We start from the raw sequence: 14,090 nt of genomic DNA, 5'->3' as shown, positions 1-14,090 counted from the left end.
CCTTGATATGTAAAGGCTTGCGCGATTGCGAAGCGCCCGCCCATCAGCTACACTTAAGAAGAATAGAGGTGACCCTAATGATCGTATTGCAAGTTAATCAAATCCATAAATCATTCGGTGCCGAGGAGATCATCTCAGGCGCCAAACTCGAAGTCCAGCATCGCGACCGGGTTGCACTCGTCGGCCGCAACGGTGCCGGAAAATCCACGTTATTAAAAATCATCGCCGGGGAAATGTCCTACGACAGCGGCGATTTGATCATGCCGAAAGACTTGACCATCGGTTATTTGGAACAACAAACCGACTTGAACTCAGATGCCACCATATGGCAGGAAATGATGAAAATCTTTTCCCATTTCCGGGAGCAGGAAACGAAGCTGCGCCAGCTTGAAGCGGCGATGGCGGACCCGGCTGTCTATAACGACGCAGATCGCAACGCCAAAGTCATGCAGGAATATGACTTGCTGCAAACCAACTTCAAAGATGCGGGCGGTTACCAGTTCGAAGCCGATACGCGCGCTGTCCTTCACGGCATGAAGTTCTATCCGGAAGACTATGAAAAGAAAATCACTTCCCTGTCAGGCGGCCAGAAAACCCGCCTCATGCTGGCAAAGCTCCTTCTTGCCAAACCCCAACTCTTGATTCTCGATGAGCCGACCAACCACTTGGACATCGAAACCTTGAGCTGGCTCGAGAACTACCTGAAAAATTATCCAGGCGCCATTCTCATTGTCTCGCATGACCGCTATTTCCTCGACCAAGTCGTCACGCTCGTCTACGAAGTGTCGCGCAAGAAGGTCCGCAAATTTACCGGCAACTACAGCCGCTACTTAAGCGAGAAAGCGAAGCAATACGAACTCGATCGTAAACAATTCGAGAAAGAGCAAAGCGAAAAAGCCAAGCTCGAAGATTACGTCGCCCGCAACCTGGTCCGCGCCTCCACGACGAAAATGGCGCAAAGCAGGCGCCGCGTGCTCGAGAAGACCGACTGGATGGAAGCACCGGAAGGCGACGAAAAATCAGCGCGTTTCGGCTTCGATATCCAAAAGCAAAGCGGCAACGATGTCTTGAATATCCAGTCTCTGTCCGTCGGCTATGGCGATCATGCGGTATCGAGTAATATCTCGCTTAAGCTCTACCGCACCGATAGCCTCGCACTTGTCGGGCCGAACGGCGTCGGGAAATCGACACTGCTCAAGACCATCATGAAGGAACTGCCCGCACTCGCAGGCCAAATCCATTACGGCACCGGCATCCAGTTCGGCTATTACGACCAGGAACAAGCCAATTTAAAGGGCAATAAGCTCGTCCTCAATGAATTGTGGGACGACTACCCGCATGTGAATGAAAAAGACATACGCGGCATCCTTGGCCGCTTCCTGTTTACTGGGGACGATGTGCTAAAGCCGGTCTCGACTTTATCCGGCGGCGAAAAAGCCCGCGTGGCACTTGCCAAACTCATGATGCAAAAAGCCAATGTCCTGCTGCTGGATGAGCCGACCAACCATTTGGACCTCGACAGCAAAGAGGTTCTCGAGAACGCCTTGATCGACTATCCCGGCACATTGTTATTCGTATCTCATGACCGCTATTTCATGAACCGAATCGCCACAAAAGTGGTGGAATTGTCGGCGCATGGCACTACCGAGTACTTGGGCGATTACGATTACTATGTGGAGAAAAAGCTTGAAGCCGAAGAACTCGCAGCGCTCGATGCACTTGAATCACAAGCGAAACAGCCTGAGTTACAAGCTTCCGCCTCCACTTCGCAAATCGACAAGGAAGCCAAAAAACTAGAACGCCAGCTAGTAAGGAAAAATTCCGAAATCGAACAAACGATGGAATCGCTCGATGAAGAAATCGCGGCAATTGAAGAACAGCTATGCGAACCGGATATTTTCCAGGACCATGAACGCGTCATGCCGTTACAAGTCCGTCTCGAAGAGCTGAAACAATTACACGAAGAAGCTATGGCCGAATGGCTCGAAATACAAGAACAACTTGAAAATGTAAACTCTTGACCGCATACTGGCTATGCGGTTTTTCTTTGCCTATATGTAGGTCAATACCGTTTAGCAAAATAAATATTTCCACAGACTTGTACACATTCCGTGAGCTATAGAATCAACTATCAACAGAGTTATAAACATTATCCACAAGTCCTATTTCTTTTATCCACACAGTTTTCCACTCAGACGCCCACAATATATAGTAAATCCACTAGTTATCGATAGGTTGTTAACAGCTTATTCACAAATTGTGCATAAGTACAAATGTTCTCTATTGACAGAAAACATATTTCTATGTCCTTGTAAGATTTGGATATTATTCATAAAAAAAGAAGCATTCCCGCAATTCTCAATAAATTGCGGGAATGCTTTCAATTAAATCCATGAACTCAAAGGCATGCCTGGCCGCCCATTCATGGCCATATCACCTATCAATCCTTTTTCATACATCACCGTTCCAGCCGCGGCAATCATCGCTGCATTATCTGTACAAAGCGGCAGCGGCGGAATAAAGAAAGGGATATTCTCCTTTTCAAAAGTCTCGGTAAGCGATTTACGGAGCCCTTTATTGGCTGCGACACCGCCAGCTGCAATCACTTGCTTCACGCCAAATTCCCGTGCAGCACGCAAAGTCTTTGCCGTTACGACTTCCACTACACTGTTCTGGAAGCCCGCCGCAACCGCTTCCGGCACGGGCGTTTCCCCGCGCTGTTTCATGTTATGCATATAGTTCAATACAGCCGATTTCAATCCACTGAAGCTGAAGTCATAGGATCCTTCTTCCAACCAAACCCGTGGAAAGTCGACTGCTTCCACGCTTTGGTGTGCCAATCGGTCAATATGGGGACCTCCCGGATACGGCAAGTTCAATGTCCGCGCCACTTTATCATAGGCTTCTCCTGCAGCATCGTCCCTCGTTTCGCCGATGACTGTAAAATCACCATGCTCTTTCATGAGGATCAACTCAGTATGCCCTCCTGAAATGACTAACGACAAAAGTGGAAATTCCATTTCCTGCTCCAGCCGGTTCGCATAGATATGTCCTGCGATATGATGCACACCCACCAATGGCAAACCATGTGCAAACGCAAATGCTTTTGCTGCATTGACACCAACTAACAAGGCCCCGACTAGACCAGGCCCTTCCGTTACGGCCACCGCGGATAATTCAGCTGGCGCTAGATTCGCCTGCTGCAAAGCCTCTTCAATCACAATCGTAATTTGCTCGACATGATGCCTCGATGCAATTTCCGGTACAACGCCGCCAAAACGCTTATGGCTCTCAATTTGTGATGCCACTACATTGGAGATGATTTCTTTCCCATTTTTCACGACAGAAGCCGCCGTTTCATCACAACTCGTCTCTATGCCCAACACGAAAATATCTTCATTCATCAAAATTCACCCACATTACTATGGCATCTTCCTGATTATCCGTATAATAACCCTTTCGGATGCCACCATTTTTGAACCCTAGTTTCTTATACAAATTAAGCGCAGCTATATTGCTGACACGCGCTTCCAATGTCATCAGCTTTGCACCTTGTGCTTTTGCCCTTTCCATCGCTTCCCTCATCAAAGCTTCCCCGAACTTCTTGCCTCGTTTTTGGGGCGAGATGGCAATATTCGTAATATGTGCCTCGTCCATGACAAGCCACATGCCACAGTAACCGACAACTCCGTCTGCCGTTTCAGCTAAAACATAATACGCGAATTCATTTTTTAGCATCTCTTGTTCGAATGCTTCTTTAGTCCAGGCGAGCGTAAATGATTGTCTTTCAATCTCATAAACTGCATCCACATCATGAATGGTCATTTTCCGGAATTTCACTGATTCGGTCATCGGCTTTTTCCTTCACCCGTTTTTGTAAGATTCGCTTCCGCTTCTGTAATCCGGCGGTATTCAGGAACCGTATGGTGTACCTCTTTCGCTTCTTCAGCCGCTGCCAGAGCAATCAAATTTGACGCTTTAGGCAACCTATTTGGGAACGACGAAAAATTAGCCAAGTCCCCAAGTATTTCCTCAATCAATGGACGGTGAATCTCAAGATCAATTCCCGTAAACAAAACTGGTTTTTCATGTATAAGGACTTGTTCTAAAAACGTTTTAAAGTCACTATGCTGATCAGAAATGACCGCTTCCAGGTTATGCCCGTTATACAGTGCCGTAAAAGCGGTACCGCGTCTTGCATCCATGACAGGGCAGACCATGCCTTCAAACCCCTGTCCGTTCGCTGCTAGCACCTTTAAACTCGATACCGTAACGAATGGGATTTTTAACGACCAGGCGAGAGTTTTCGCAATCGTCAAGCCAATGCGGACCCCTGTATAAGATCCAGGCCCTTCCGCAGCCACAATTTGCGTCAAATCGCCTGGAGCAATTTTCGCTTTTTTCATCAATTCCTCCACTGCAGGCATAGCAGTTAAGGAATGATTGATCTTTAGATTTTGAGTTTCTTCTATTAAAACTGTATCGTCTTTCACCAGTGCGATCGCAAGCGGTGAATTCGACGTATCGATTCCTAAAATCATTGCATTAGCTCCCTGCATAAATTTTCATAACGACTTCCGTGTGGATAAAATTCAACTTCACGCCCCTCTTCAGACGAGCGGCGAATCACTATGTCCAAGCGTTCTTTCGGCAAATAGTCCTCGATGAACTGAGCCCACTCAATCACTGACACAGCATCTTCCGCAAATAATTCATCAAATCCAATGTCTTCCTCACTATTTTCCAAGCGGTATACATCGAAATGATTCAAATTCAGCCGGCCTTCATATTGTTTAAGGATAGTGAAAGTTGGGCTATTGACCGTTCGTTCGATACCGAGGCCTTTTGCCAAGCCCTTAGTAAATGTCGTCTTCCCTGCCCCTAAATCGCCTTCCAGGGTCAGAAGATCACGGGATTGTAAAAGCGAAGCCAATCGAATGGCAAGTTTTTCTGTCTGTTCTGGCGATTGCACTTTAATCGTAAAGCTCATGTCTCTTCACCTCATTTGAGTCTTTTCATAGTTTAGCCGAGATAGCCGCGCAAATCAAAATATATTATTCCCATAGAAAAAGAGCACAGCGGTTTCGCTGTGCTCACTTTTTGGAATGACGGTCCCGACCGGGATCGAACCGGCGATCTCCTGCGTGACAGGCAGGCATGTTAACCGCTACACCACGGGACCAAAATTATAGACCAGCGACGTCCTACTCTCACAGGGGGAGACCCCCAACTACCATCGGCGCAAAAGAGCTTAACTTCCGTGTTCGGGATGGGAACGGGTGTGGCCTCTTTGCCATCATCACTGGACTTTTTTGAGCTTGTTCGCTCAAAACTGGATAAATCGACATTGTGGGAAACGTGCGTTTCAGTTGGTTGGTTAAGTCCTCGATCGATTAGTATTCGTCAGCTGCACGTGTCGCCACGCTTCCACCCCGAACCTATCTACCTCATCGTCTTTGAGGGATCTTACTTGCTTGCGCAATGGGAAATCTCATCTTGAGGGGGGCTTCGTGCTTAGATGCTTTCAGCACTTATCCCGGCCACACATAGCTACCCAGCGATGCTCTTGGCAGAACAACTGGTACACCAGCGGTGTGTCCATCCCGGTCCTCTCGTACTAAGGACAGCTCCTCTCAAATTTCCTGCGCCCGCGACGGATAGGGACCGAACTGTCTCACGACGTTCTGAACCCAGCTCGCGTACCGCTTTAATGGGCGAACAGCCCAACCCTTGGGACCGACTACAGCCCCAGGATGCGATGAGCCGACATCGAGGTGCCAAACCTCCCCGTCGATGTGGACTCTTGGGGGAGATAAGCCTGTTATCCCCGGGGTAGCTTTTATCCGTTGAGCGATGGCCCTTCCATGCGGAACCACCGGATCACTAAGTCCGTCTTTCGACCCTGCTCGACCTGTCCGTCTCGCAGTCAAGCTCCCTTGTGCCTTTACACTCTGCGAATGATTTCCAACCATTCTGAGGGAACCTTTGAGCGCCTCCGTTACTCTTTAGGAGGCGACCGCCCCAGTCAAACTGCCCGCCTGACACTGTCTCCCAAGCCGCTTAGGCTTGTGGGTTAGAAGTTCAATACAACCAGGGTAGTATCCCACCGACGCCTCCCCCGAAGCTGGCGCTCCGGGTTCTCTGGCTCCTACCTATCCTGTACAAGTTGCACCAAAATTCAATATCAGGCTACAGTAAAGCTCCACGGGGTCTTTCCGTCCTGTCGCGGGTAACCTGCATCTTCACAGGTACTATAATTTCACCGAGTCTCTCGTTGAGACAGTGCCCAGATCGTTACGCCTTTCGTGCGGGTCGGAACTTACCCGACAAGGAATTTCGCTACCTTAGGACCGTTATAGTTACGGCCGCCGTTTACTGGGGCTTCGGTTCGCACCTTCGCTTGCGCTAAGCACTCCCCTTAACCTTCCAGCACCGGGCAGGCGTCAGCCCCTATACGTCACCTTACGGTTTTGCAGAGACCTGTGTTTTTGCTAAACAGTCGCCTGGGCCTATTCACTGCGGCTCTCTCGGGCTATTCACCCTACCAGAGCACCCCTTCTCCCGAAGTTACGGGGTCATTTTGCCGAGTTCCTTAACGAGAGTTCACTCGCTCACCTTAGAATTCTCTTCTCGCCTACCTGTGTCGGTTTGCGGTACGGGCACCTCCCGCCTCGCTAGAGGCTTTTCTTGGCAGTGTGAAATCAGGGACTCTGAGGTTAAACCTCTTGCCATCACTGCTTGATGTATACAGAAACGGGATTTGCCTCGTTTCTCATCTCACAACTTGGACGTGCACAACCAACGGCACGCTCACCCTATCCTTCTGCGTCCCCCCATTACTCAAACGGCGGGGAGGTGGTACAGGAATATCAACCTGTTGTCCATCGTCTACGCCTATCGGCCTCGACTTAGGTCCCGACTAACCCTGAGCGGACGAGCCTTCCTCAGGAAACCTTAGGCATTCGGTGGACGGGATTCTCACCCGTCTTTCGTTACTCATACCGGCATTCTCACTTCTAAGCGCTCCACCAGTCCTTCCGGTCTGACTTCACCGCCCTTAGAACGCTCTCCTACCACGGACATCTCAGATGTCCATCCACAGCTTCGGTAATCCGTTTAGCCCCGGTACATTTTCGGCGCAGTGTCACTCGACCAGTGAGCTATTACGCACTCTTTAAATGATGGCTGCTTCTAAGCCAACATCCTGGTTGTCTAAGCAACGCCACATCCTTTTCCACTTAACGGATATTTGGGGACCTTAGCTGGTGGTCTGGGCTGTTTCCCTCTTGACTACGGATCTTATCACTCGCAGTCTGACTCCCAAGCATAAATCACTGGCATTCGGAGTTTGTCTGAATTCGGTAACCCGGGATGGGCCCCTAGTCCAAACAGTGCTCTACCTCCAGGATTCTCTATCTTGAGGCTAGCCCTAAAGCTATTTCGGAGAGAACCAGCTATCTCCAGGTTCGATTGGAATTTCTCCGCTACCCACACCTCATCCCCGCACTTTTCAACGTGCGTGGGTTCGGGCCTCCAGTAAGTGTTACCTTACCTTCACCCTGGACATGGGTAGATCACCTGGTTTCGGGTCTACAACTGCATACTCATTCGCCCTGTTCAGACTCGCTTTCGCTGCGGCTCCGGCTTCTCACCTTAACCTTGCATGCAATCGTAACTCGCCGGTTCATTCTACAAAAGGCACGCTATCACCCATTAACGGGCTCTAACTACTTGTAGGCACACGGTTTCAGGATCTCTTTCACTCCCCTTCCGGGGTGCTTTTCACCTTTCCCTCACGGTACTGGTTCACTATCGGTCACTAGGGAGTATTTAGCCTTGGGAGATGGTCCTCCCGGATTCCGACGGAATTTCACGTGTTCCGCCGTACTCAGGATCCACTCTGGAGGGAATGCACTTTCGGCTACGGGGCTCTTACCCTGTCTCGCGGACCGTTCCAGGTCGCTTCGCCTAATCCATTCCTTTGTAACTCCGTATAGAGTGTCCTACAACCCCAGAAGGCAAGCCTTCTGGTTTGGGCTGTTCCCGTTTCGCTCGCCGCTACTTGGGGAATCGCATTTGCTTTCTCTTCCTTCAGGTACTTAGATGTTTCAGTTCCCTGAGTCTGCCTTCTCATGTGCTATGAATTCACACATGGATACTGCTCCATTACGAACAGTGGGTTTCCCCATTCGGAAATCCCCGGATCACAGCTCACTTACAGCTCCCCGAGGCATATCGGTGTTAGTGCCGTCCTTCTTCGGCTCCTAGTGCCAAGGCATCCACCGTGCGCCCTTATTAACTTAACCACTGATGGTCAAACAATAAGTTGATCGCTTGAGGCGATCACGCTACTTGATGCTTGTTTCTTAATCAATGTCGATCTATCCAGTTTTCAAAGAACAAGTCTGAAAGCCAATCCTTGCGGAGTGAACCTTCAAAACTGAACGCAAAACGTCAACCCGAACGAAGTTCGGTTCCGATATTATCCTTAGAAAGGAGGTGATCCAGCCGCACCTTCCGATACGGCTACCTTGTTACGACTTCACCCCAATCATCTGTCCCACCTTCGGCGGCTGGCTCCACTAGGGTTACCCCACCGACTTCGGGTGTTACAAACTCTCGTGGTGTGACGGGCGGTGTGTACAAGGCCCGGGAACGTATTCACCGCGGCATGCTGATCCGCGATTACTAGCGATTCCGGCTTCATGCAGGCGAGTTGCAGCCTGCAATCCGAACTGAGAACGGTTTTCTGGGATTGGCTCCCCCTCGCGGGTTCGCGACCCTTTGTACCGTCCATTGTAGCACGTGTGTAGCCCAGGTCATAAGGGGCATGATGATTTGACGTCATCCCCACCTTCCTCCGGTTTGTCACCGGCAGTCACCTTAGAGTGCCCAACTGAATGCTGGCAACTAAGATCAAGGGTTGCGCTCGTTGCGGGACTTAACCCAACATCTCACGACACGAGCTGACGACAACCATGCACCACCTGTCACCGCTGTCCCCGAAGGGAAAGCCTTGTCTCCAAGGCGGTCAGCGGGATGTCAAGACCTGGTAAGGTTCTTCGCGTTGCTTCGAATTAAACCACATGCTCCACCGCTTGTGCGGGCCCCCGTCAATTCCTTTGAGTTTCAGCCTTGCGGCCGTACTCCCCAGGCGGAGTGCTTAATGCGTTAGCTGCAGCACTAAGGGGCGGAAACCCCCTAACACTTAGCACTCATCGTTTACGGCGTGGACTACCAGGGTATCTAATCCTGTTTGCTCCCCACGCTTTCGCGCCTCAGCGTCAGTTACAGACCAGAAAGTCGCCTTCGCCACTGGTGTTCCTCCACATCTCTACGCATTTCACCGCTACACGTGGAATTCCACTTTCCTCTTCTGCACTCAAGTCCCCCAGTTTCCAATGACCCTCCACGGTTGAGCCGTGGGCTTTCACATCAGACTTAAAGGACCGCCTGCGCGCGCTTTACGCCCAATAATTCCGGACAACGCTTGCCACCTACGTATTACCGCGGCTGCTGGCACGTAGTTAGCCGTGGCTTTCTGGTGAGGTACCGTCAAGGTACCAGTAGTTACTTGGTACTTGTTCTTCCCTCACAACAGAGTTTTACGATCCGAAAACCTTCTTCACTCACGCGGCGTTGCTCCGTCAGACTTTCGTCCATTGCGGAAGATTCCCTACTGCTGCCTCCCGTAGGAGTCTGGGCCGTGTCTCAGTCCCAGTGTGGCCGATCACCCTCTCAGGTCGGCTACGCATCGTCGCCTTGGTGGGCCGTTACCCCACCAACTAGCTAATGCGCCGCGGGCCCATCCTGCAGTGACAGCCGAAACCGTCTTTCCGTACAGCCTCATGAGAGGCCGCAAACTATTCGGTATTAGCACCGGTTTCCCGGAGTTATCCCGATCTGCAGGGCAGGTTGCCCACGTGTTACTCACCCGTCCGCCGCTAAACCAAAGGAGCAAGCTCCAATGGTTCCGCTCGACTTGCATGTATTAGGCACGCCGCCAGCGTTCGTCCTGAGCCAGGATCAAACTCTCCATTATAGAGTAGTATTGATTGCTCAATAGTTGCTGGCGCATCGCCGCCTCGAAAGACACGCGATTCGCTTTGATCTGCATACGCTGATCAGTAAGTTTGCCGCGATCACTCGCGGCTGTATTGTTGACGTTTTGCTGTTCAGTTTTCAAGGTTCAAAATAATGATGGAGCGGGTGAAGGGAATCGAACCCTCATCATCAGCTTGGAAGGCTGAGGTTTTACCACTAAACTACACCCGCATATATTATAGAAGATAAATGGCGCGCCCGAGAGGACTCGAACCTCTAACCGCTTGATTCGTAGTCAAGTACTCTATCCAATTGAGCTACGGGCGCAAATAATTGAATATGTATGGTGCGGCCGAGAAGAGTCGAACTTCCACGGGATTTCTCCCACTAGGCCCTCAACCTAGCGCGTCTGCCATTCCGCCACGACCGCAAATAATATATTTTTTTGAGACAAATTCTATTATACGACTTCTAATTCTTGTTGTCAATAGTTATATTTCAAGCTCGTCTTGGCCACCCTAAAATTGGCTGGGGTACCTGGATTCGAACCAGGGCATGACGGGATCAAAACCCGTTGCCTTACCGCTTGGCTATACCCCATTGAAAAAAATGGCGGTCCCGACCGGGATCGAACCGGCGATCTCCTGCGTGACAGGCAGGCATGTTAACCGCTACACCACGGGACCATTTGGTTGCGGGGGCAGGATTTGAACCTGCGACCTTTGGGTTATGAGCCCAACGAGCTACCGAACTGCTCCACCCCGCGACAATAATAATATTTTCAATTGTACTGCACAAAAGTATTATATCAGAAAAAGTAATCCAATAATATGTATGGTGACCCCTACGGGATTCGAACCCGTGTTACCGCCGTGAAAGGGCGGTGTCTTAACCGCTTGACCAAGGGGCCAATTAAATGGCTCCGAAGGTAGGACTCGAACCTACGACCATCGCATTAACAGTGCGGTGCTCTACCACTGAGCTACTTCGGAATAGTGTTTAAGTACTTGTCGACTTTTTCTATTATAAAGAGCCTGACTAGAATCGTCAATACTTTTATTCATCATTTTAAATTTTAATTTATACCCTGTATTTCGTTCAGTAAATTCCATTTCATATTGTCCGAGTCCCAAGAGCAATTAACCGGCCCGCACGGATCGTCCGCTAAAAATTATGAGCATTCGAGAATACGAACACGCACGTTTAGAATAGGTGGCGGATGATTCTCAAAACTTTATGGATCCGCTCTCCTTTCTATACAAAGAAAAACTCCCAGCGCCATCTTTTGCTTACTGTCCGGAAAATTTCATTGTATATTGCAAGATACCAAAAGAAAGAGCCGCTTTTTCAGCGGCTCTTTCTTATAAAACTTTTTCTCTTTTCAACCGCAACTTGCCGCTGCAGCGCCCACATCTATACTTGGTTGTGTTCATTCGGATCTTTCTCGGGAATTCCGTTTTACAGGAGATGCATTCATATAGATGAAAGCCTGTTGCCTTCCGCCGCTTCTCTGCGAGAAGCGAACAAAAGCGCGGAGATCCGGTCTCTTGCAACAGCGCGCGGAAATCCTTGTCCCGATGTTTGTATCCCTTCCCTTCAAGATGGAGATGATAATGGCATAGCTCATGCTTAATGATGCCTCTCAGTTCATCCTTCCCAAACTTTTCATAAGAAGCGGGGTTGATTTCGATGTTATGTGTTCCCAATAAGTAACGGCCACCTGTTGTCCGGAGGCGTTTATTGAATACGCCTTGATGTCGGAAAGGTTTACCGAACACTTCATGGGAAATTTCTGCAATCATCTGGGTCAGTTCTTCGTTCGTCATCTTATCTCCCCTGAAGGTCGGGCTGTTGTTCTTTTGGCGGCAGCATCGTCAAGGCGATCCGGCCTTTTTGTTTTTCGACCTGGTCGACCCATACAGTGACGATATCTCCGACCGCCACGACATCAAGCGGATGTTTAACGAATCCTTTTTTCAACTTAGAGATGTGGACCAGACCATCCTGCTTCACGCCAATGTCGACGAAAGCCCCGAAGTCGACGACGTTGCGCACTGTGCCTTGCACTTCCATCCCAGGAGTTAAATCCTCCATCTTTAAGACGTCGCTCTTTAGCAATGGCTGCGGGAACTCGTCGCGTGGGTCGCGGAATGGTTTTTTCAGCGCATCCACTATGTCCTTGAGTGTCACTTTGCCGATTTCCAATTCCGCACTTAATGCTTCCACATCCAAACCTTCCAGCTTAGCGATGATTTCCGGGCGTCCAATCATTTTTTTATCGGCATCGATCAACTTAAGGATCCGCTCGGCAGCTTCATAACTTTCGGGATGAATGCCTGTAGCATCGAGCGGGTTCTTCCCTTCCGTTATGCGCAGGAATCCGATAGCTTGCTCATAAGTCTTGGCACCGAGGCGCGGGATTTTCTTGAGCTGGACACGGGAAATAAAACGGCCATTGTCGTCTCTCGCCTTAATGATATTCTCGGCAACAGTTTTGCTGAGACCTGCGACATATTGAAGCAGAGAGGCTGAGGCCGAGTTGACATTTACGCCGACTTGGTTGACCGCAGTTTCGACAACGAAGGTCAATTGGTCTGCCAGCTTTTTCTGTGAGACATCGTGTTGATATTGCCCAACGCCTACAGCTTTCGGGTCGATCTTCACCAGTTCCGAAAGCGGATCTTGAAGGCGGCGGGCGATGGAAGCCGCACTGCGTTCTTCTACTTGCAAGTCCGGAAACTCTGCTCGGGCTATATCGGAAGCCGAGTATACACTGGCGCCTGCTTCATTGACAATGACGTAAGAGACTTCCTTTGCAGTTTCGCCTAGGAAATCCGCAACGAATTGTTCGGTTTCCCGTGATGCAGTGCCGTTTCCGATCGCCATGATTTCAATGGGATAGGTATCAGTTAAGCGCTGCAAGGTTTCCTTAGCACCTTGTTGATCGGATTTGGGAGGATGCGGATAGATGACGGCCACTTCCAACAGTTTCCCCGTTGCATCTATAACCGCTAATTTACAGCCTGTACGGTATGCCGGGTCGATGCCGAGCACCATTTTGTCTTTCATCGGCGGCTGTAATAATAGATTGCGCAGGTTCTCCGAAAAGATATGGATGGCCTGCGTTTCACCTTTTTCACTCAGTTCCGTACGGATTTCACGTTCAATGGATGGCTGGATCAGGCGTTTATAGCTATCTTCAATGGCCGCTTCCACTTCTCTCGCGGCAGGGCTTCCTGGTTTCAACCATTTATCTTTCATCGAACGGATGATCCGGTCTATTGGGGGCGTAATAGCAACTTTCAATACCCCCTCTTTTTCGCCACGGTTTATTGCTAGTATGCGGTGTGGGACGATTTTTTTGATAGCCTCACCGTATTCGTAATACATGTGGAACACTTGTTTCTCATCGTCATGCCCTTTTTTGGCCGCAGTTTCCAAAATACCGTTATCCCGGGTCATCCGTCTGGCTTTTTCACGGATTTCAGGGTCATCTGCAAAGAGTTCGGCCAAAATATCCCGTGCACCTGCAATCGCTTCTTCCGCTGTTTCAACACCATTTTCATTATTGATATAGCGGCCTGCAATAGTTTCGATTTGTTCTTTTCCTGGTTTCAACAACCAATCTGCCAGCCCCTGGAGGCCTTTTTCTTTTGCGATAATCGCTTTTGTACGGCGCTTTTGTTTGTAAGGGCGGTACAAATCTTCCACTCTCTGAAGGACAGTGGCGGCTTTGATGGCTTTTTCAAGCTCAGGGGTTAACTGGCCCTGTTCTTCGATTGAACGGAGTACATCCGTTTTTCTCTGCTCCAAATTCTGGATGTATGTATAGCGATCTTCTATTGCTTTTATTTGGACTTCATCCAATGAACCGGTCGCTTCTTTTCGGTAACGGGCAATAAATGGCACCGTGTTTCCATCTACAAGCAGCTCAATGACCTGCTTTGCCTGGTTTGGTTTAACGCCGGCTTCTTTGGCGATCAATGCGTGCAATTGCTGAGTATCCATTCCATGCACTTCCTTTCTATTTCTTTATTTTAACATGC

General features: G+C 49.6%; 7 protein-coding genes, 9 tRNA genes and 3 rRNA genes. 1 reads left to right on the top strand and 18 read right to left on the bottom strand.

The annotated features are described in order from the left end of the window. Positions 1–77: 77 nt before the first annotated feature. On the top strand, positions 78–2,021 hold the full coding sequence (locus BBI15_RS03005) for an ABC-F family ATP-binding cassette domain-containing protein (RefSeq protein WP_068872106.1): 1,944 nt from the start codon (positions 78–80) through the stop codon (positions 2,019–2,021). A gap of 363 nt (positions 2,022–2,384) precedes the next feature. On the opposite strand, the gene tsaD is transcribed toward BBI15_RS03005, so the two are convergent. From tsaD to BBI15_RS02915, 18 genes are all read right to left on the bottom strand, one after another. After that, on the bottom strand, positions 2,385–3,404 hold the full coding sequence (tsaD, locus tag BBI15_RS03000) for a tRNA (adenosine(37)-N6)-threonylcarbamoyltransferase complex transferase subunit TsaD (protein ID WP_068872105.1): 1,020 nt from the start codon (positions 3,402–3,404) through the stop codon (positions 2,385–2,387). Beyond that, positions 3,397–3,852, bottom strand: coding sequence for a ribosomal protein S18-alanine N-acetyltransferase (rimI, locus tag BBI15_RS02995; protein ID WP_068872104.1), 456 nt, complete (start codon positions 3,850–3,852; stop codon positions 3,397–3,399). The genes tsaD and rimI overlap by 8 nt, the downstream gene beginning before the upstream one ends. Then, positions 3,849–4,541, bottom strand: a complete 693-nt coding sequence (tsaB, locus tag BBI15_RS02990) for a tRNA (adenosine(37)-N6)-threonylcarbamoyltransferase complex dimerization subunit type 1 TsaB (RefSeq protein ID WP_068872103.1) — start codon at positions 4,539–4,541, stop codon at positions 3,849–3,851. Before tsaB ends, rimI begins: the two co-directional genes overlap by 4 nt. Then, complete coding sequence (gene tsaE / locus BBI15_RS02985; protein WP_068872101.1) at positions 4,538–4,990, bottom strand: tRNA (adenosine(37)-N6)-threonylcarbamoyltransferase complex ATPase subunit type 1 TsaE; 453 nt, start codon at positions 4,988–4,990, stop codon at positions 4,538–4,540. The genes tsaB and tsaE overlap by 4 nt, the downstream gene beginning before the upstream one ends. Before the next feature lie 119 nt (positions 4,991–5,109). Continuing rightward, positions 5,110–5,182: transfer RNA gene (locus tag BBI15_RS02980), tRNA-Asp, on the bottom strand. A gap of 9 nt (positions 5,183–5,191) precedes the next feature. Continuing rightward, positions 5,192–5,307: ribosomal RNA gene (gene rrf, locus BBI15_RS02975) — 5S ribosomal RNA — on the bottom strand. A gap of 66 nt (positions 5,308–5,373) precedes the next feature. Beyond that, a 23S ribosomal RNA gene (locus tag BBI15_RS02970) occupies positions 5,374–8,306 on the bottom strand. 186 nt (positions 8,307–8,492) lie between these two features. Next, positions 8,493–10,042 (bottom strand): 16S ribosomal RNA (locus BBI15_RS02965). Together the 16S, 23S and 5S rRNA genes with 9 tRNA genes alongside form the textbook arrangement of a ribosomal RNA operon. A gap of 159 nt (positions 10,043–10,201) precedes the next feature. Next, positions 10,202–10,275 (bottom strand) — tRNA-Gly (locus tag BBI15_RS02960). A gap of 19 nt (positions 10,276–10,294) precedes the next feature. Beyond that, positions 10,295–10,371, bottom strand: a tRNA-Arg gene (locus tag BBI15_RS02955). A gap of 17 nt (positions 10,372–10,388) precedes the next feature. Further along, positions 10,389–10,474, bottom strand: a tRNA-Leu gene (locus tag BBI15_RS02950). A 95-nt stretch (positions 10,475–10,569) separates the two neighbouring features. Continuing rightward, a tRNA-Gln gene (locus BBI15_RS02945) sits at positions 10,570–10,644 on the bottom strand. A gap of 10 nt (positions 10,645–10,654) precedes the next feature. Continuing rightward, positions 10,655–10,730: transfer RNA gene (locus BBI15_RS02940), tRNA-Asp, on the bottom strand. 3 nt (positions 10,731–10,733) lie between these two features. After that, positions 10,734–10,810, bottom strand: a tRNA-Met gene (locus BBI15_RS02935). Positions 10,811–10,879: 69 nt separating this feature from the next. Then, positions 10,880–10,954: transfer RNA gene (locus BBI15_RS02930), tRNA-Glu, on the bottom strand. Between the two features lie 7 nt (positions 10,955–10,961). After that, positions 10,962–11,036: transfer RNA gene (locus BBI15_RS02925), tRNA-Asn, on the bottom strand. A gap of 369 nt (positions 11,037–11,405) precedes the next feature. After that, positions 11,406–11,870 (bottom strand): SprT family protein, encoded by a 465-nt coding sequence (locus BBI15_RS02920; RefSeq protein ID WP_068872099.1) that lies wholly within the window; start codon positions 11,868–11,870, stop codon positions 11,406–11,408. Between the two features lies 1 nt (position 11,871). Beyond that, positions 11,872–14,052, bottom strand: a complete 2,181-nt coding sequence (locus BBI15_RS02915) for a Tex family protein (protein WP_068872097.1) — start codon at positions 14,050–14,052, stop codon at positions 11,872–11,874. Positions 14,053–14,090: the final 38 nt, after the last annotated feature.

The sequence above is a fragment of the Planococcus plakortidis genome, from assembly GCF_001687605.2.
Classification (GTDB): Bacteria; Bacillota; Bacilli; order Bacillales_A; family Planococcaceae; genus Planococcus; species Planococcus plakortidis.
Note: the sequence above shows the minus strand (reverse complement) of the source record. Positions and strands in the feature narration are given on the sequence as shown.

Coding starts and splice junctions, on each gene's coding strand:
- tsaE (WP_068872101.1), bottom strand. CDS start 4,990: ATGAGCTTTACGATTAAAGTGCAATCGCCAGAACAGACAGAAAAACTT.
- BBI15_RS03005 (WP_068872106.1), top strand. CDS start 78: ATGATCGTATTGCAAGTTAATCAAATCCATAAATCATTCGGTGCCGAG.
- tsaB (WP_068872103.1), bottom strand. CDS start 4,541: ATGATTTTAGGAATCGATACGTCGAATTCACCGCTTGCGATCGCACTG.
- rimI (WP_068872104.1), bottom strand. CDS start 3,852: ATGACCGAATCAGTGAAATTCCGGAAAATGACCATTCATGATGTGGAT.
- tsaD (WP_068872105.1), bottom strand. CDS start 3,404: ATGAATGAAGATATTTTCGTGTTGGGCATAGAGACGAGTTGTGATGAA.
- BBI15_RS02920 (WP_068872099.1), bottom strand. CDS start 11,870: ATGACGAACGAAGAACTGACCCAGATGATTGCAGAAATTTCCCATGAA.
- BBI15_RS02915 (WP_068872097.1), bottom strand. CDS start 14,052: ATGGATACTCAGCAATTGCACGCATTGATCGCCAAAGAAGCCGGCGTT.